Below are 18,118 nucleotides of genomic sequence, written 5' to 3' on the forward strand. Positions count from 1 at the left end.
TTAAAATAAAAAGCGGACTTCGAATTATATCTCAGCCCGCAATTATATGTCATTCCTGCTTAGGCAGGAATCAATTTTTAGTTTTTTTGATCTAACAAGTCTAACAAGTCTAACAATCTAAGTTGTCTAAGTCAGTCCAAGAAGTCTAACAAAGTCTATATTAAACCGCCACATCATGTTCGCGCAAAGCGTCATTCAATGAAGTCTTTTTATTCGTACTTTCTTTACGTTTTCCAATGATTAATGCACACGGAACTTGATATTCGCCCGCAGGGAATTTTTTCGTATAACTTCCAGGAATCACAACCGATCTTGCCGGAACGCGACCTTTCATTTCAATCGGTTCGTCACCTGTAATATCAATAATCTTAGTAGAAGCTGTCAAAACTACGTTTGCACCTAAAACCGCTTCGCTTTCCACACGAACGCCTTCTACCACAATACATCTCGATCCGATAAACGCATTATCTTCAATAATCACTGGCGCAGCTTGCAAAGGTTCTAAAACGCCACCAATTCCAACACCGCCAGACAAGTGTACATTTTTACCAATTTGCGCACAACTTCCAACTGTTGCCCACGTATCTACCATGGTTCCAGAGTCAACATACGCACCAATATTTATATAACTTGGCATCATAATCACACCTTTAGAAATATACGCACCATGACGTGCAATTGCATGCGGAACTACACGAATTCCTTTTTCTGCATAGCCTCTTTTCAGTGGAATTTTATCGTGAAATTCAAAAATTCCAGCTTCTAAGGTTACCATTTTCTGAATCGGGAAGTATAAAACCACTGCTTTTTTTACCCATTCGTTCACTTGCCAACCGTTTTCAGTGGGTTCTGCAACGCGCAATTCTCCAACATCTAACAAATCAATGACCTTGCGAATTGCTGCTTGTGTGTCTTCGTTTTTCAATAATTCTCGGTTGTCCCAAGCGTTTTCAATAGTTTCTTTTAATGCGATCATGCGTATATGTTTTGTAATTTTTTGACTTTTACTTTTTGGGTGTGCCCTTCATATTTGCTGTTCCTTAGCAAAAATTCAGGTCAGGCTATTCGCTGTATCTCCCGAGAAAATCGGGAGGATGCCGCTGCTATCCTTCACACGATATCGAACAAAGATAGAATCTTCCAAGGAAATATTTGTGTAAAATTTATATATGTAACAGATTCTATTAATTTGAAAAGAAATTTATAGAATTAATAAGTTGTTTACTGATGAATCTTTTTTCTAGGATATTTTCGTCCATTCAAAAATTTACCTATAAATGTGTTTCGGACAAAATAATGATAGGTTACAAAGCAAACAATTGTAGTTCCTAAAACAACCAATAAAAACTTTGGAATGGCGCCAATGGGTAATTTCCAAACGACAACTGGAAAGATAATTGTTAAGGGTAAATGAATTAAATAGACCCAATACGAAGCATCTGAAATGTAACGCATTCGCTTAGAATGATTGCTTCCGTAGCGAATGAAAAGCCCTGTAACACCAAACGTAAATAACCAAACAATCAAAGCGCTGAAAACGATTAATAAGGAAGAATTACTCGTTGGTGTCAAACCCAATCCTGCATATTGAATAATCACACCTTGACTAATGACTAGAATAATCGCTAATATCGTACAAAGCCAATCGTAACGCATGATGGTGTGCAAATGTTGTTTTGATGTATATAAAATCCATCCGACAAGATAGAAAAACACATAAAATATAAATGTATTTGCGTCAGGCACGAATGAAGTTGAAGGCGCAATCATTGGCATTCCTAAAATAGAAAGTATAACAAATGTAATTCCTGCGAAAAAAATGATTCGTACAAATGGTCTTAGAATGATCCAACTGAAGATTTCAGTAATTTTTTGCGTGAGTTTAGGCGTTTTTTTTAATAACAATCCTAATACAACTGAAAATCCTGTCACATATAGTAAATAGTATAAAAACCACAAATGTGCAGTTCCTTTAGGAATGTAAAAGTAAAGTTCAGAAAAAGGTGTTAGTGTTGTCACTAAAACATTAGGTAAGGCTTCAAATGTAAAATTTGAATATCGAAATACAAAACTCAGGATAGGAGCCAAGACGAATAGAAATACTAGGAACGGAAATGCAATTCTTGAAACTCTATTTTGAATCATTTTCAAGGGTTTGCGCTCATAAAAAAGCATCGCGCCAAAAAAACCTGCAATTAAAAAAAAGATCGGCATTCGAAACGAATGAATTAACAATACCAAGAAGTCCGTAGCAACATTCGTGGTTTCAGGATCTTTCAAATTCCAAGCATCTCCGTGATTTGTGACATTGTACGTTAATGCGGAATGCAACACCAATCCAAGGATCATCATGATGGCGCGTAAAGAATCTAGGGAATGTATGCGGGCTGTTTTTTTCAAGAATTTGGTATAGGTTTTAAATTTTTACCAAGTTCCTATTTTTTTACTAGAAATTGATATAGTATAAAAAAATATTTAGTATTAAATAAATTAAGGGCGATTTTTGAATGGAGAATCACTAGAGAAAAAGTTCAGGGCATACATTAAGTCTTTTTTATATTTTGGATCAACTGTTTCACTATTAATCCAAGTTTCTATATCTCTAAAGCTTTCATCCCAACTAAGAGTTTGGTAATTAGCTCTCCATTTTTTTAATTCGATATTTAAGTCATTAATATTTTGCTTAATTATTTTATCATATATATTAAGCATTTCAAAAGATGCATTAGCACTTTTATTATCACTAAATCGATCTTTGAAAACTTCAACTAACTTATTGTCGAGCGGAACATTATTAACAAGACATGCTTCAAAATAATTAGTATAAACATAGCAGTTATTAGGATTTAATCTAATGGCTTTTAGAAAATTACCTTGAGCTTCTTCAAATTTCCCAAGAGTAACATATTCAATAGCTAAATTGTTATACGCAACGTCATTATTAGGGTTTAATTCAATAACTTTTTTATATGCAGAAATTGCTTTATCTATTTGATGATTTTTATCGTAGACTGTTCCTAGATGTTTCCATGCAATTTCAGAATTTGGATTAATTTCAATAGCCTTTTTAAAAGCTTCCACAGATTTTCTTAGTGTTATTTTTCTGTAAGCTGATAAACCTAAGAATATCCAATCGTTAAAAGTCCTATTATTTTCTTCTAAATCTGAAGCATTCTCAGAAAAAATATTAACTAAATTCCAATCTTCATCAGTATAATTGAACAAACTTTTTTTATTTAAAATAAAAATTGTTTCCTGGTGTTTTCGTAAGAAGTCAATTTTTTCTATTTTCAAATTAAGTCCATTTAAAATAATTTTAGCTTTCTTTTCTGTATTTTTTACCTTTTTCCACATCAAATCAGGTCTTTTAAAAAGATAAACAAACAATATAAAAGCACCACCTATAAAAATCATGAATATATTAACTGTTAGAGATATACTAGATTGTGACTCTTCGTAAAATCTAGAATACATCAAGTTGTTAGATTTTAGATCTGAGATTGAATTTTTCAAAATTTCAATTTCATTTTGTAGCTTAATTATATTATATTTTTCACTTTGATTAATTATGTCCGTTTCAGAATTTTCAACTGTTTGGCAAAACATATTATTGAGAATAAATAAGTATGTGAAAATTATTAAAATTTTTTTCATAAAACTTAGTTTTGAAATTAATTTTCACAATTTCAATGTAAATTCTTAATCAGCCTTACGGTTTTCCTCAATTTCAAAAACTTTAGGTTTTCCTGATTTCCTTTATTACAGTAATAATTCCACCAAACTTTATACACATTGAAATATAAACCTTATTTTTGCCAAAATTTTACATGGCTCGCATTCTAGCAATTGATTATGGAAAGAAACGTACGGGAATTGCCGTTACCGACGAGATGCAACTCATTGCTTCTGGTTTAACGACAGTTCGTACACACGATTTAATCAATTTCTTGAAAGACTATGTGACCAAAGAAAATGTGGAATTATTCTTGGTAGGAGAACCGAAACAAATGAACTATGAAGCTTCCGAAAGTGAAGTGTTGATCAAAGAGTTTATTCGTTTGTTAACCAAAGCAATTCCAACGATTCCGATAAAACGTGAAGACGAACGTTTTACTTCAAAAATGGCGTTTCAAACCATGATTGATGGTGGATTGAAAAAGAAACAACGTCAAAATAAAAGTCTCATAGACGAAATAAGCGCTACCATTATTCTTCAATCGTACTTATACAAATAGTTCATACATTCCTTTTAACTGATTTTAAATACGTTATAACGATATTTGTATTTTCTGTAAATAATGGAATACTTATCAAATCAAAAGGCGTAATTTTCCCACATAATTAATACGCCTTAAATATGAAAAAGATTATCTCTTTTGTCATTGTCATGATGACATTTTTTTACGCTTCAGCACAAACATGCCCAGGAACATTAGCAAATCAAACAACGACAACCGATCCTTTTTTTAAAATTGATCAAGGAACCACCGATTGTGTCGATTGGCCTATGACGATTACCATTGATGGAAGTGTTTTTCAACAAACTTCTTGCAGTGGAGCAAATTTACAGTACACTTTAATATCTGGACCTGCGTTGATGAATCCTGATAGTTTTGTGGCTAATTTTGGTTTTGGCGATTGTACGTATGTTAATGGAACGCTGACTGGACAAACACTTTCTGTAGAAGAAATCTTAGAAAAAAGCGTCAAATTATATCCTAATCCAGTTAAAAAGTCAGTAAATGCTTCAATCTCTTTTGGTCAGAACGTATCAGGTGAATTAGCTATATTTGATGTAAATGGAATGCTTGTTCAGAAACTTTCTGTACAATCGGAAAATAGCCTAGAAATAGACACTTCTGCCTTGAAAAGCGGAATTTACTTCATCCAACTAATAACAAAAGAACAGCGATTGTATAAAAAACTTGCTGTCATTTAGGATAAATATTCGCTGCAATACGCTAAATGTCGTAATACTTTGTATTTTTGCAAACGCAAAATAGTATAGATATGATATTACCAATTGTCGCTTTTGGCGATCCTGTTTTACGAAAAGTAGCTGACGATATTACAGCAGAATACCCAAATTTGGATACGCTTTTAGAAAACATGTTTGAAACCATGTACAATGCCTATGGTGTTGGACTGGCTGCTCCGCAAATAGGATTGCCAATTCGGTTGTTTATAATTGATGCAACCGGATTTGCAGAAGATGAAGAACTAGATGAGGAACAAAGAAAGCAACTTGAAGGCATGAAGAAAGTGTTTATCAACGCAAAAATTATTGAGCGCGATGGTGAACCTTGGGTTTTTAACGAAGGTTGTTTGAGTATTCCTGAGATTCGTGAAGATGTATTCCGTCCGGAAAATATCAAGATTGAATATCTGGATGAAAACTTTGAAAAGCAAGTAGAAGAATACGACGGTTTAGCAGCAAGAGTCATTCAACATGAATACGATCATATTGAAGGAATTTTGTTTACAGATAAACTATCTCCACTAAAAAGACGTTTATTAAAAGGAAGATTGGCAAATATTTCACGTGGACGCATCAAAATAGATTACAAAATGCGCTTTCCAGACGCTAAAAAAATACGATAATTCAATAAAATATAGAGCAATAAACTCCGTTATGCAACGGAGTTAGTTCAACTAACAATTTTTACTTCGCTTTGTCAAGCTTGTAAAAATTGAGTTTCACTAAAAATAACGTTAAAAAAAGTGATGGAATATTTACAAACTGTATATTTGCCATCCTAAAGTTAGAAAAAATACAGTATGGGTTTAGATAAAATATTAGCTATTTCTGGGAAACCAGGACTTTATGAGTTAAAAACGCAAACGCGTAATGGTTTTGTAGCAGAATCATTAACTGATGGAAAGAAAATCTCAGTAAGTTTACGTCACAATGTAAGTTTGCTTTCTGAAATTGCTATTTACACACAAACGGAAGAAGTTCCATTAGCAGCAGTTTTAGAAAAAGTAAAAGAAAAAGAAAACGGTGCAGCAACTTCTGTAAACCATAAAGAATCAAAAGCGGTTTTAGCGGACTATTTTTCGGAAGTATTACCAGAATACGATGAAGATAGAGTATATCCAAGCGACATCAAAAAAGTAATTCAGTGGTACAATTTGTTACATTCAAAAGGAATGACAGATTTCTCTGTGGAAGCTTCCTCAGAAGAAGAATAACAAAACATACAAAGTTTAGTCATAAAAAAATCCAGCAATTTGCTGGATTTTTTGTGTTCAATATAAGAAGTAAATGTTATGACTTATTTGTGTTTCTTTATCACTGAGTTTGCTGCTTTTGCAACTGCATCCGTATACTTTACATCAGCCCCATCTTCAACCATTCCGATAAACATAATACATGTTTCTTCGTCGTACTTTACACAGTAAATTGTATTGTTTAAGGTTGTTCCTTCAGCTTCGCTAGTTCCTTCCATATACAGTACTTTCACACCATTTATTTCTTTTTCGCCTCTACCAGTTACTTTGAATTTGTCTGTGTCATTTTCGTTCATCTTCTCTTTAGAAGCTTCATACGTTTCAGGAACCATCATTGCCATGATTACTGCTTTTGGATTTTCAGATACATACGTGTTTGGAGTGACTGCCATAAAAAGTTCTTCGTTAACATCCATGTCAACCTTTTTGCTCATCATTTCCATTGCTTTTGCAGCTTTCTCTTTGTCTGCTTCTGTTTCTTGTGCTTGCACATTAAATCCTATGAATAAGATACATAGTGCGATTAGTGTTTTCTTCATTGTTATTTTAAGTTTTAAGATTTCAAAAATACGGAATTGAATAATATAATTATTAAAATCCTGTATTTATATGTTTTAGGAATAGGCATAAAGTGTGCCATACTTTGATAAGCACAGTGTAAATATTTTGACTTGGCTCAATGTAATATATTTTTTTGACTGAATGCGACGTAAATTCTTTCAAACAATCTAAGAATCCAACACGTCCAATAATCAAAGAAGTCTAAAAATCCAACACTTCAATTAACTCAGTGCAAGCAATCGTCTATGATAATTAATCTGTCCTGTATGATAACTCAAATGCCATAACAAATGCAGTAACATCAATTCGTAAGAAGGAATTTCTCCGTTTTTTTCAATCGGATACTTTTCTTGTAATTTTTCTTCGGGAAAATTCATTAAAGCAGTAATCACGATTTCTTTTACGTTGGCGATTTCTGCAAGTAAAGTGGCTTTCGGAACATTTTTCGTACTGAATTCCAAGTCACGTTGTCGAACATAATCAGTATTTCCAATGTGTTTGCCAATAAAATGGTTTAAGTTTCCAATCAAGTGTAAAGACAAGTTTCCTGCACAATTGGAAATTGTGTCTGTGACTTTCCAAAGTGAAGTTTCATCTTTATATTGTTCAATCTCAGAAGTCAATCGGTCAATTTCTCTTATAAATAATTTTGTAATGGAAGTTTTCATGGAGTTCTATTTTGATGATTTAAAAATACAAAGTTTGCTATTAAAATCATTAGTTTTGCCATTCTTATACACAATATCTTATGAATTCCAGAAAAGCACAATTAGAAGCCTTTGACCGTTTATTGACCATTATGGACGAATTGCGCTCAGAATGTCCGTGGGACAAAAAGCAAACAATTGAAAGTTTACGTCACCTAACGATTGAAGAAACGTACGAATTGGGCGATGCAATTCTGGAAAATGATTTAGATGAAGTCAAGAAGGAATTGGGCGATTTGCTCTTACATATTGTGTTTTACGCAAAAATTGGAAGCGAAACGAACGATTTTGACATGGCAGATGTTGCGAACGGAATTTGTGACAAACTCATCAGTCGTCATCCGCATATTTACAGTGATGTTGAGGTGAAAGATGAAGAAGATGTAAAACGCAATTGGGAAAACCTGAAACTAAAAGAAGGTAAAAAATCTGTTTTAGAAGGCGTTCCGAAAGGTTTACCAGCATTGGTGAAAGCAAATCGTATTCAAGATAAAGTAGCTGGTGTAGGATTCGATTGGGAAGAGCCAGCACAAGTTTGGGAAAAACTAGAAGAAGAATTGCAAGAATTCAAAGAAGAAGTCGCAAAAGACGATAAAGAAGCCATGGAATCCGAATTTGGCGATGTATTGTTCTCTATGATCAATTATGCACGTTTTCTTAAGATCGATCCAGAAAATGCCTTGGAACGCACAAATAAGAAGTTTATCAAGCGTTTTCAATACTTAGAACAAAAAGCCGCAGCTATCAATAAACCACTTTCCGACATGACACTTGCCGAAATGGACGTGTTTTGGGAAGAAGCGAAGAAGTTGTAGGTTGTAGGTTGGTTGTGAGTTGATTTCGCTTTGCTCAATGGTGTTTGTTTGTTTGTTTGTTTGTTTGTTTGTTTTTGGCTTCTTAATGCGATGTTGAATCAAGTTCGACATTACGTTTGCTATTTAAAATCACCTTTCCATCAAGCTAAACTTGATGCGGTTTTACATCACAGTAAAATATAACAAAAAAATCCGTTTAGTTTTAACTAAACGGATTTTGTATTCATAAAATATTTTTTTTCATTTTAAACTCATAAACTCATAAACTCATAAACTCATAAACTCATAAACTCATAAACTCTTACAACGATCGCAACTGCGCTAATTTAGCTTTCCAAGTAGCTAACGCTTTCTTGTGTCTATCAATATCTTGGTGTACTTTTTTCAACATTGGACTGTTAGAAGATGAGTTGGAGAAAAACTGTAAATTGTTTTCCAACTGACGAATTTCAGCAGAAATCTCATCAGTCTTTCTACGAATAAAAATAATCTCCGAATTGATTTTATCTGCATCTAAATTCTCCAAACGGTTTGTATACTTAATCAGTTCAGATTCTTGCTTGTCAATATCTAACTTATTAAACAATCCGTCAATAACCTTGTTGAATTTATTATCAATGTTTTTCTTGCTAAACGGAACTCTACCAATTGATTTCCATTCAGAAATCTTTTCCTTAATCGTTTCGATATCTTGTTTTGTATCGCCTGATAATTCAAAAGTTTCCATTGCATCCAAGAAAGTTTTCTTTTTCTCTAAGGCTTCGCTTTCTTCTTTATTTGCTTCGTTTTTCTGTGCGTGTAATTTATCGAAATAGTGATTACAAGCATTTTTAAACTGCTTCCAAATCTTATCAGAAATTTTCTTTGGTACATGTCCAATCTTCTTCCAATCGGCTTGTACTTTCTTCATTTTAGGCGTTGTCGTTGCAAAATCATCATCATCTTTCAACGATTCAGCCAACTCAATCAATGCTAATTTCTTCGATAAATTATCTTGTTGTTCTTTCTTTAGCGATTTGTAGAACGTGTTTTTACTCGCGTTAAATTCGCGAACAGCTTGTTTAAACTTTGCCCACGTTTCTTCGTTTACACGTAAAGGAACTTTTCCAGCACTGAAAAATTCTTGACGCAACTTTTCAATTTCTTTAATCTTGTTTTGCCATTGATTGTGAACGGTATAGTTTCCGGTCGAAATGGCATTAATTTTTGCGATAATTTCTTCTTTTATGATCAGATTCTGCTCATAAACTTTATCAATATTTTTGAAGTAATCCTGACGTCTGTCATGAATTAATTTGGTAGCAGCACTAAATTGATTCCAGATTTCTTCACGCAATTCTTTGGCAACAGGACCAATATCTTCTTTCCAAAGTCGGTGTAAGTTTTGTAATTCGCGGAACGCATGAATAATATCATCTTCTTTAGATAATTCTTCTGCACGCGCTACAATCTTTTGTTTTTCTTCGTAATTACGTTTAAAATCTAAATCGCGTAAATCTCTATTGAGATGTAAAAAGTCGTAAAAACGCTCAATATGATGGTGATATGTTCGCCAAACATTGTTGTACTGCGTTTTCGGAATAGAACCTGCATTACGCCATTCTTCTTGAATTTTCTTGAAATGTTTATACGTATTGTTGATGTTTTCTTCAACGTTTAATAAGCCTTTCAATTCTTCAATTAACGCAAGTCGTCTTTCTAAATTTGCGTTTAAATCTTTTTCTAAACTCTTATAATAATCGTTGCGTTTGCTGCGATATGCATTGTACGCTACATTAAATTTTCCTTTTACTGGTAATGAAAAGTGAAAGTCAATACTGTTCCCGCCTTCGGCTAAAAAATCTGCTTTACTTTGCTCTAGAACTTCGTTGAATTTTTCATTAAATTCAGACTTAATACCATCAACATGATCTTTTATTGCTTGAACCTTTTCGTTTTGCACTAGTTTTTCCAATTCGGTTACTAATGCTTCCATCGACATAGCATGATAATCTAATACTGGAATTTCATGACGCTCGTTGGCACTTTCATCTTCTGCTTCTTCCGCTGCATTTTCATGCACCTCATTGACTGCTTCTTGATGTTCCTCTATCGTTTGCTCAGATTCTTCAGTTACTTCTTCCACTTCAGGCGTCGTTTCAGCAACGACTTCAGGAGTTGGTTCTTCAGTAACGACATCTTCCGTAACAGGAGTTTCTTCCGCAGTAATTGTTTCTTCTGTTGCTGGAGTTTCTTCTTCCGTTACAGGAGTTTCTTCCGCGGAAATTGTCTCTTCTGTTGCTGGAGTTTCCTCAGGAGTTGTAGACGTTTCGTCCGTGTGTTCGGGTGTTGATTCTAAATTATCTTCTGCGTTTGGCAGCGTATCATCTTTTTCTTCTAACATCATAAAAATGTTTGGGTTCGTTCCTTTTCAAGCTTTAAAGTCCGAATATACTAACAACTAATAAAAGAACAAAGTTTTACAGATGAGAAACTCTAATAATTACTCTAAAAAGCATCGGTTTTTTAAGAATTCCATATTTTCCAAGCTTTTTCCGCTTGAAACTCTAACATTTTGTAGCCATTCGCAATTTGTGCGCCTTGTAAACGTCCGAGTTTTAGGAATGTAGTTTCTGATGGATTGTAGATTAAATCGAATAATAAAAAATCTTTAGAAACATATTTATACGGAATATCGGGACAGTCTTCAATTTTTGGATACGTACCCAAAGGCGTGCAATTCACAATAATTGAATGCGATTTCATGATTTTTTCGCTTAAATCATCATACGAAATCGATTTGCTGTTTTTTGGTTTTCTAGAAACGTATTTATATGGAATATTTAATTCTTCAAATACAAAAGCAATTGCTTTGGAAGCGCCACCAGTTCCTAAAATTAAGGCTCTTTTATGGTGATTTTGTAAGTGTGGTATGATTGATTTTTTGAAACCGTAACAATCGGTATTATATCCTGTTAGGCTTCCGTCTTCTTCAATTTTGATGGTGTTAACCGCGCCAATTTTTTTCGCTTTTTTGTGTAAGTTGTCCAAGTATGGAATTACAGCTTCTTTGTACGGAATGGTCACGTTCATTCCTTTGATATTATCGTTTTCTTCAAAAATCTTAGGAAAATCTTGGATCGATGGAATGTCAAAATTTGTATACGAATGATCGTCTAGTTTCAAGGTTTTAAACTTGTCCGAGAAATAACCTCTAGAAAACGAGTACGCAATATGCTTTCCGAGCAGACCGAATAAATGTTTATATTTTTTTTGTTCGTTTTCCATACCAATCTAAGGCTAATACTATTGAAACTCCGATGAGAATATAAAATACGGCTATCCATGTTTCGCTTGCAGCAAGATCAGGAATGAGTCGTTTGTAATTTTGAATGATTTGTTTGCCGTTTGAATCTAGTAAAAATACACCTGCATCATCTGCTTTATAAATGGTTTCTTTCCATGGCCAAACCACGCCAAGCGAACCTGAAATAAATCCGATGATAATTGCTGTTGTTACATTTTTATAATGTTTTAAAACGTAGTTTAAAAGATGTGATAAAGTCACCAATCCGACAGCAGAACCTGCTGTAAATACGGCTAATATTTTTAAATCTCTAACGCGTTCGTGATTACTGGTAAAAGTAAAATCGCCACGCAACATATCTGCAAACGTATCGTATAATGCATTTACCGAATCGACTAATAATAACACATAGTTTCCGAGTAGTATCAAAATAAACGAGCCAGAAAGTCCGGGTAAGGTCATTCCTGACACACTAATAATTCCGCATAGAAAGACAAATGCTAAGTGATCGTTTTCTTTTGCAGGATTCATCAAGCTTATCGAAATTCCAACGGCAGCTCCGATGATAATACTCAATATGGTGGCGCGATTCCAATGGTTAAAATCTTTTGCGATGTAATATATGGAACCGAGAATCATCCCGAAAAAGGCAGACCAAACATAGAGTTCGTAATGCTGAATGAAATAATCGAGGATTTTGGAAACACTAAAGTAACTGATCAACATTCCGAGAATGAGCAATCCTAAAAACCGTCCATTGATGTATTGTGCGAAACTTTTAAACCGTCCGTTAAAGAGTAATTTGAATGCTTTTCCGTTAATGCGTTGCAACGAAAAGATAAATTCTTCATAGAAACCAGCTACAAACGCTACAATACCACCAGAAACTCCAGGAACTTTATTTGCTGCGCCCATCGCTAATCCTTTGACGACAAGTAAGATTTTATCTTTGAGCGTTCTTGTGCTTTCCATGTAGTTTTATGCGTTATGCATTGCTAGTTTTTGTTTTTTCGCGTTGCGAATTTTTCCATTATAAAAATAGTCAGAAATCCGACAACCATCAACACAATTGCAAAAAGAAGTTTTGGATCTAAATTATTTACCGTTTCAAAAGTGTTTGGCAAGATGCTTTTTCCATATACATTTACTTCTTCACCATGCGAATCAATACGTGTTCCCGTAATTATTTTCCAAGGCCAAATTTTGTTTAATGAACCTAAGATAAAGCCTGTTAATATGGCCAATGTTAGATTTTTATAGTTGTTAAATAACCATTTTAAGATTTTTGAGAATGATAATAAACCAACGATTGCTCCAACGGCAAAAATTGCAATAGTTTTGAAATCTTTATTGTTTATGGCAGCCAACACAGGTTCGTACGCGCCCAAAAGCACTAAGATAAACGCGCCTGAGATTCCGGGAAGAATCATAGCGCAAATTGCTAATGCGCCTGCTAAAAATATAAACCACGATGAACTGATACTTTGATCGCCACCTGGTAAGGTTGTAATGTAATAGGCTACAATCGCGCCAAGCGTAAAACCAAGAATCGTTTTCCAGTTCCAGTTTTCTATTTGTTTTCCGATGAATAGAATACTCGCAATCACTAATCCGAAGAAAAATGCCCATAATAATACAGGTTCAGTGTTCAGTAATGATTTAATGACTTTTGCAAGTGATAGAATACTGATTGCAATTCCGATCATCAATGCCAACAAAAAGTTACCATTTAGTTGCGTCCATGCAGCTTTGATTCCGTCTTTTTTGAGCGTTTTAAATAATCCAAGATTTACATTGTTGATCGATGTGATCAATTCTTCATAAATTCCAGAAATAAAGGCAATTGTTCCACCAGAAACACCAGGTACAACATCAGCTGCGCCCATGGCTAATCCTTTGAATGTAATTATTAAATAATCGAATAGACTTCTATTCATGTGTAGCTTTGTTATGAGTTGTATATCGTTCAAAAGCAATTGTAAGTTGCTTGCGAATGCTACACGCAAAAGTATGGAATTTTATGTGGACGATTTTTTAAATTCTGAAATAATATTTTTCACCGAAACACGCATAAAAACATTTGGAAAAAGCTGTTGAAATTGCAAGTGCTGTTTGAAGTCGTTTCGCAGTGCATTTTTCAAGTGAAAAGTTCCTTTGTTTTGTTCACCTTGTGTGAAATAAATACCTGCCAATCGGTATTCTATTTTTGCATGATCTGGATAGAATTCTAATGCTTGCAAAAGGACATGAACGCTGTTGCTGTATTCGCCTAAAAGCTTTAAGATATCTGCCCAAGCAATCCACGTTGAAAGTTCGTAGTTTCCTAATTCCACCGTTTTTTGATACGCAATATCTGCTTCTTCATACAGTTGTAATGCTCTGTGAATTTCGGCACTGCGTTTCCAATACGCTACATTTTCAGTATCAATATTGATTGCTTTATTAATGTAATATAATGCTTTTTGAAAGTTTTCTTGCTTGATGTAATAATCTGTAATTGCAGTCCAACCTTTATCTAATAACGGATCTTCATGAACCGTTTTGTAGTAGAATTTTACAGCTAAATCTTTTTTGCCTAGTTTGTCATAACATTTTCCAATACGCAAATACGCAAACGATGTTGGATCGTCTAACTCAAGTGTTATTTGATAGTTGTGAATTGCTTCTTCATATTCGCCTAATTTTTCAAGTACTTTTCCTTTTTCAAGATACGCACCAATAAAGCGATCATCGGCAATAATAGCAAAGTCAAAAGCTGCTAACGCTTCTATGAATAATTTTTTAGTGTAGTATTGTTTTCCTAGTTGATGCCAAGCTACTTCCGAATACGGATTTTTGTCAATGTAACTGTTTAAATAGTGTATTGCTCCATCAATATCTTCTAAAAATTCAAAGCAATAGATAATATTGTATAAGGATGAATAATCGTCAAGATCAACTTCTACACATTTCATGAAGTACTTCTTTGCTTCTTTAAAATCATCAATAAACAAGTATTCCATCCCGATTAAAGAATTGACATCTGCGGTGTCATCCGAAAAGTCCAATGCCATTTTTAATAACTCAATAGCTTTGTAATGTTCGTCTCTTTTGGAAAATATATTTGCTTTCTGAATGTAGACTTCTGGATTTGTAGTTTCTAGAATGTATAGCTGATCTAGTATTTTTTCAGCTTCTTCTAGTTTATTTTCAAACACCAATAGTTCAATATCCATGAGTTTTAAATTCACAGAACTTGGATGTTGTTCTAGTCCTATTTTGATGGCTTTTTTAGCTAGGCCAACCTTACCAGAATCTAAATAGTGGTGGATGATATCTTCGAATTCAGCGGAATCAAAAAAGAAAACATTATTTGTTTTCAACATCGATTCAAACCTCGAAAGTGCAAAATTTTGATCTTCATTAGAGCTAAATAGCATAAGCAATACGTGCTTTTAGATTTCTATTACATTAAATGTAGTCGATGAAAGTGTTGTTTTGTTGACTTAGCGTCAATTGTTTTCAACAAAGTAATCAACAACTTGTAATTGTTGTCTGTTAGACAATTGTTTGATTGTTAGGTGGTTATTTTTGTTAGCGGAAGGTTTTGTTGGTATTAAGAACGAATATCTATGATATTTAGTCTTTAATCTTTCGTAAAACTTTCATAATTATAGCACAACCTTGCTTTATTTCTTCGTTTGAAATGGTTAATGGTGGCGTTATTCGGACTGCTTTTGGCTCAAATAATAGCCAAAAAAGAATCAAACCTTCTTCTAAGCAACCTAAAATTATTTGATTGGCGATGTCTGCATTTTTCACAATTAAAGAGAGCATTAATCCTTTTCCGCGAATTTCTTCAATGTATTCGTGTTGTAATAATTCTCTAAATAATGCTTCCTTTGCAATAGTTTGCGTCATTAAATTACTGTCAACAATCTCCTTTAAGGTTGCCAAAGAAGCCGCCGCAATTACTGGATGACCACCAAACGTAGTGATATGTCCAAGTTTTGGCTGATCTTGTAACGCGTCCATTAGTGTTGCAGAAGACGTAAATGCGCCAACGGGCATTCCGCCGCCCATTCCTTTTCCCATCACTACAATATCGGGTACAACATCATAGTGTTGAAAACCAAATAGTTTTCCTGTACGACCAAATCCGGGTTGAATTTCATCTAATATGAGCAATGCACCCACTGCTTCGCAACGTTGCTTTACTTTTTTTAAATAGTTATTTGTGGGAACAATAAATCCTGCGCCACCTTGAATGGTTTCTAAGATTACACCAGCCGTTTTTGTAGTAATCTTTTCTATATCTGCTTCCTTATTGAACTCAATAAAATGTACATCGGGCAATAACGGTCTGAATGCTTGTTTGCGTTCTTCAAAACCCATAACGCTCATCGCGCCTTGTGTATTTCCATGATACGCATGATTGGCAGCAATGAGTTCTGAACGACCTGTATAGCGTTTGGCAAGTTTCAATGCGCCTTCAATAGCTTCTGTTCCTGAGTTGGTTAGGTATGTTTTTTCTAACGGATCGGGCAATTGAGCGGCTAATAATTTTGTCAATTCTACGGCAGATTTTTGAACAAATTCTCCATACACCATTACGTGCAAGTACTGATCAAGCTGATCTTTGATCGCGTTGACAACTCTTGGATGTCTGTGTCCCAAACTACACGCAGAAACGCCAGCTACAAAATCTAAATATTCTTTATTATTTGTATCATAGATGTGACTTCCTTCCGCATGTGAGATCTCCATCGCAAGTGGATGTGGGGTTGTTTGTGCTTGATATGTGAAAAAATCTTTCTTCATAAATTGAAATGCAAAGATACGAAGTTAATTGCTGAGAATGTTTGCTTTTGTTTGTTGGATTTCTGTGTTTGCAGTTTGTATATTAAAATTTTGATAGGATTATATTTTTAACAAAAAAAGAGCAATACGTTGTGTATTACTCTTTTTTGAGAACTTATGATTTTGTTTGTGATTTACTTTACAGAGGAGTTTGTCCGCCACCACCATTTGGATTACAATCTGTCGGAATATGCTTGGTGTAATAACTTGTTACTCCACAGGCATTTCTAGTTCTTACTTTTACAGTAAATCCATAAGGTCCGTCAATTGGGTCCACAAATATTGTAGAAGAAGTTCCTGAGTATGTGTTACTTCCGCCTGTATTTGGAATAACAATCGTTCCGCCAGAAACTTGCCAATCATAGGTTTCTACACCACTAAAAGCATCTACACTAATTTCTCCCATGGTGCAACCAAATCGAGTAACGTGAAGTAATCTCGTTGGTGTTTCTGGATTTCCGATCCATACATTCTTAGTTGTGATTAATCCGTTCATGTTAGATCTTATCCAACCACTCTGACTGCTATTTGGGTTAATAGCACTTACAGTAATGGAAGTATTATTGCTACTTATAATTTGTAAATTATTAGAAACAGTCCAAACAGGAGGCGTTGGTACAAATGTATCTAAGGTATATGTTTGATTAGAAGAACAGATTGTGTTTGCTCCGTTAATATTTGGACGGTCATACATAAAGCTTGCCGCTTCAATATCTCCATTAGATAATGCTGTTCTTTGTATATTAAAAGTTGAGCCATCTAATCGAGTAATTGTAGGTAATCCATTGTCACTAAAGAAAAATGATCCGTACATCATAATTGATCCAAAGTCAAAAGGTCCAAATTCGAAACCATTCATTCCGCGATCTACGTACGTTTCAAAGTTCTGATCTCTTCCACTTTCTATATTATTCCAATTGATAATAATATCGTCATTCCTATCTGCGCGTTGTTGCTCGTGAAAAAGCCCGAGTGCGTGCCCAATTTCGTGAATCGTATTTCCAGTGGAGCATCCAGCAGCCAAGTTGATTCTTTGTCGTCCTCCAATCATTCCAAGTGAAGAGCTACATCCGCGCCCTACAACAAATTCAATATAGTTAGATTGATTGGTTCGTTGTGTAAACTGTAAGGAAGGTACATTCGCTTCCCAATGTGCAATAGCATCTGTCACGCGCGCCTGATTTGGAAGGTTACTTGCAATTGTAAAGAATACTTGTCCATTAGGCCATTTATCTGCGTAATTTGATAAGCCTGTTCGTTTGGAATCATCAGATGTGCGTAGTTTTTCTACCTGTTTGGGAGTTAAAATCATATCGCCGCCCCAAACATATTCATTATTAATATAACTTATAGTTATGGGATTTTGTGATTTTGAATTTAGAATAATAGTTTCTCCTATATCATCTGGATATGCCAGTTCGGCAGTAATAGTTGATGTGTTTTCATAGTTTTCTGTAGTGCTCACTTCGTCTAAATCTTTTGAACAACTCAAAAGTAATAGCGCAAAAGTGCCGAGTAATAACTTTTTTCGTAACATAATTATTTTTTTTTGGTTACTCAAAATTAAAACAAAGCGTTTCTTGGAGATTATGGGTTTTTGCTAAAATTTTTATAGGAAAACATGAAATTTTTAGGGTATAAACGATTGATTTTACAGATTTTTTAATAAAATTCTGTAA

The 18,118-nt window shown here is 34.2% G+C and carries 17 protein-coding genes; 5 read left to right on the forward strand and 12 right to left on the reverse strand.

The window, feature by feature from the left end; genetic code table 11:
• Positions 1–160: 160 nt before the first annotated feature.
• The 3 genes from H2O64_RS03405 to H2O64_RS03415 all read right to left on the reverse strand — a co-directional run bounded on the left by H2O64_RS03405 (position 161) and on the right by H2O64_RS03415 (position 3,654).
• On the reverse strand, positions 161–973 hold the full coding sequence (locus H2O64_RS03405; protein ID WP_394368164.1) for a 2,3,4,5-tetrahydropyridine-2,6-dicarboxylate N-succinyltransferase: 813 nt from the start codon (positions 971–973) through the stop codon (positions 161–163).
• 248 nt (positions 974–1,221) lie between these two features.
• Complete coding sequence (locus H2O64_RS03410) at positions 1,222–2,400, reverse strand: acyltransferase family protein (RefSeq protein ID WP_235982759.1); 1,179 nt, start codon at positions 2,398–2,400, stop codon at positions 1,222–1,224.
• 90 nt (positions 2,401–2,490) lie between these two features.
• On the reverse strand, positions 2,491–3,654 hold the full coding sequence (locus H2O64_RS03415; RefSeq protein ID WP_187560746.1) for a tetratricopeptide repeat protein: 1,164 nt from the start codon (positions 3,652–3,654) through the stop codon (positions 2,491–2,493).
• Between the two features lie 173 nt (positions 3,655–3,827).
• Here H2O64_RS03415 and ruvX point away from each other — a divergent pair, with 173 nt between their 5' ends.
• From ruvX to H2O64_RS03435, 4 genes are all read left to right on the forward strand, one after another.
• Positions 3,828–4,235 (forward strand): Holliday junction resolvase RuvX, encoded by a 408-nt coding sequence (gene ruvX / locus H2O64_RS03420; RefSeq protein WP_187560747.1) that lies wholly within the window; start codon positions 3,828–3,830, stop codon positions 4,233–4,235.
• Between the two features lie 122 nt (positions 4,236–4,357).
• Positions 4,358–4,939 (forward strand): T9SS type A sorting domain-containing protein, encoded by a 582-nt coding sequence (locus H2O64_RS03425; protein ID WP_187560748.1) that lies wholly within the window; start codon positions 4,358–4,360, stop codon positions 4,937–4,939.
• Between the two features lie 71 nt (positions 4,940–5,010).
• Positions 5,011–5,601 carry a peptide deformylase gene (def, locus tag H2O64_RS03430; RefSeq protein ID WP_187560749.1) on the forward strand — a complete coding sequence of 197 codons (591 nt, stop codon included), beginning with the start codon at positions 5,011–5,013 and terminating at the stop codon, positions 5,599–5,601.
• 177 nt (positions 5,602–5,778) lie between these two features.
• On the forward strand, positions 5,779–6,192 hold the full coding sequence (locus tag H2O64_RS03435) for a DUF5606 family protein (RefSeq protein ID WP_187560750.1): 414 nt from the start codon (positions 5,779–5,781) through the stop codon (positions 6,190–6,192).
• Between the two features lie 83 nt (positions 6,193–6,275).
• Here H2O64_RS03435 and H2O64_RS03440 read toward each other — a convergent pair whose 3' ends face one another.
• Positions 6,276–6,770: a hypothetical protein gene (locus H2O64_RS03440; protein WP_215907121.1), complete on the reverse strand. Its 495-nt coding sequence runs from the start codon at positions 6,768–6,770 to the stop codon at positions 6,276–6,278.
• Between the two features lie 243 nt (positions 6,771–7,013).
• On the reverse strand, positions 7,014–7,460 hold the full coding sequence (locus H2O64_RS03445) for a DUF1572 family protein (RefSeq protein ID WP_187560751.1): 447 nt from the start codon (positions 7,458–7,460) through the stop codon (positions 7,014–7,016).
• 80 nt (positions 7,461–7,540) lie between these two features.
• On the opposite strand from H2O64_RS03445, the gene mazG reads away from it, so the two are divergent.
• Positions 7,541–8,314, forward strand: coding sequence for a nucleoside triphosphate pyrophosphohydrolase (gene mazG, locus H2O64_RS03450; protein ID WP_187560752.1), 774 nt, complete (start codon positions 7,541–7,543; stop codon positions 8,312–8,314).
• Positions 8,315–8,615: 301 nt separating this feature from the next.
• Here the strand turns inward: mazG and H2O64_RS03455 are convergent, their stop codons facing one another.
• The 7 genes from H2O64_RS03455 to H2O64_RS03485 all read right to left on the reverse strand — a co-directional run bounded on the left by H2O64_RS03455 (position 8,616) and on the right by H2O64_RS03485 (position 17,976).
• Positions 8,616–10,697: a DUF349 domain-containing protein gene (locus H2O64_RS03455; protein ID WP_187561153.1), complete on the reverse strand. Its 2,082-nt coding sequence runs from the start codon at positions 10,695–10,697 to the stop codon at positions 8,616–8,618.
• A gap of 122 nt (positions 10,698–10,819) precedes the next feature.
• Positions 10,820–11,581 carry a shikimate dehydrogenase family protein gene (locus tag H2O64_RS03460; RefSeq protein WP_187560753.1) on the reverse strand — a complete coding sequence of 254 codons (762 nt, stop codon included), beginning with the start codon at positions 11,579–11,581 and terminating at the stop codon, positions 10,820–10,822.
• Positions 11,556–12,572, reverse strand: coding sequence for a DUF368 domain-containing protein (locus H2O64_RS03465; RefSeq protein WP_187560754.1), 1,017 nt, complete (start codon positions 12,570–12,572; stop codon positions 11,556–11,558). Before H2O64_RS03465 ends, H2O64_RS03460 begins: the two co-directional genes overlap by 26 nt.
• A 23-nt stretch (positions 12,573–12,595) precedes the next feature.
• Positions 12,596–13,537 carry a DUF368 domain-containing protein gene (locus tag H2O64_RS03470; protein WP_187560755.1) on the reverse strand — a complete coding sequence of 314 codons (942 nt, stop codon included), beginning with the start codon at positions 13,535–13,537 and terminating at the stop codon, positions 12,596–12,598.
• An 81-nt stretch (positions 13,538–13,618) separates the two neighbouring features.
• Complete coding sequence (locus tag H2O64_RS03475) at positions 13,619–15,019, reverse strand: tetratricopeptide repeat protein (protein WP_187560756.1); 1,401 nt, start codon at positions 15,017–15,019, stop codon at positions 13,619–13,621.
• A gap of 199 nt (positions 15,020–15,218) precedes the next feature.
• Complete coding sequence (locus H2O64_RS03480) at positions 15,219–16,400, reverse strand: aspartate aminotransferase family protein (protein WP_187560757.1); 1,182 nt, start codon at positions 16,398–16,400, stop codon at positions 15,219–15,221.
• Positions 16,401–16,578: 178 nt separating this feature from the next.
• Positions 16,579–17,976, reverse strand: a complete 1,398-nt coding sequence (locus H2O64_RS03485; RefSeq protein WP_187560758.1) for a M12 family metallopeptidase — start codon at positions 17,974–17,976, stop codon at positions 16,579–16,581.
• Positions 17,977–18,118 lie beyond the last annotated feature (142 nt).

The sequence above is a fragment of the Kordia aestuariivivens genome (assembly GCF_014397005.1).
Classification (GTDB): domain Bacteria; phylum Bacteroidota; class Bacteroidia; order Flavobacteriales; family Flavobacteriaceae; genus Kordia; species Kordia aestuariivivens.

What these genes read in the sequence shown, in the direction of transcription:
- H2O64_RS03470 (WP_187560755.1), bottom strand. Translation starts at nt 13,537, where the DNA reads ATGAATAGAAGTCTATTCGATTATTTAATAATTACATTCAAAGGATTA.
- H2O64_RS03415 (WP_187560746.1), bottom strand. Translation starts at nt 3,654, where the DNA reads ATGAAAAAAATTTTAATAATTTTCACATACTTATTTATTCTCAATAAT.
- H2O64_RS03480 (WP_187560757.1), bottom strand. Translation starts at nt 16,400, where the DNA reads ATGAAGAAAGATTTTTTCACATATCAAGCACAAACAACCCCACATCCA.
- H2O64_RS03445 (WP_187560751.1), bottom strand. Translation starts at nt 7,460, where the DNA reads ATGAAAACTTCCATTACAAAATTATTTATAAGAGAAATTGACCGATTG.
- H2O64_RS03475 (WP_187560756.1), bottom strand. Translation starts at nt 15,019, where the DNA reads ATGCTATTTAGCTCTAATGAAGATCAAAATTTTGCACTTTCGAGGTTT.
- H2O64_RS03485 (WP_187560758.1), bottom strand. Translation starts at nt 17,976, where the DNA reads ATGTTACGAAAAAAGTTATTACTCGGCACTTTTGCGCTATTACTTTTG.
- mazG (WP_187560752.1), top strand. Translation starts at nt 7,541, where the DNA reads ATGAATTCCAGAAAAGCACAATTAGAAGCCTTTGACCGTTTATTGACC.
- H2O64_RS03425 (WP_187560748.1), top strand. Translation starts at nt 4,358, where the DNA reads ATGAAAAAGATTATCTCTTTTGTCATTGTCATGATGACATTTTTTTAC.
- H2O64_RS03440 (WP_215907121.1), bottom strand. Translation starts at nt 6,770, where the DNA reads ATGAAGAAAACACTAATCGCACTATGTATCTTATTCATAGGATTTAAT.
- def (WP_187560749.1), top strand. Translation starts at nt 5,011, where the DNA reads ATGATATTACCAATTGTCGCTTTTGGCGATCCTGTTTTACGAAAAGTA.
- H2O64_RS03460 (WP_187560753.1), bottom strand. Translation starts at nt 11,581, where the DNA reads ATGGAAAACGAACAAAAAAAATATAAACATTTATTCGGTCTGCTCGGA.
- H2O64_RS03455 (WP_187561153.1), bottom strand. Translation starts at nt 10,697, where the DNA reads ATGTTAGAAGAAAAAGATGATACGCTGCCAAACGCAGAAGATAATTTA.
- H2O64_RS03435 (WP_187560750.1), top strand. Translation starts at nt 5,779, where the DNA reads ATGGGTTTAGATAAAATATTAGCTATTTCTGGGAAACCAGGACTTTAT.
- ruvX (WP_187560747.1), top strand. Translation starts at nt 3,828, where the DNA reads ATGGCTCGCATTCTAGCAATTGATTATGGAAAGAAACGTACGGGAATT.
- H2O64_RS03465 (WP_187560754.1), bottom strand. Translation starts at nt 12,572, where the DNA reads ATGGAAAGCACAAGAACGCTCAAAGATAAAATCTTACTTGTCGTCAAA.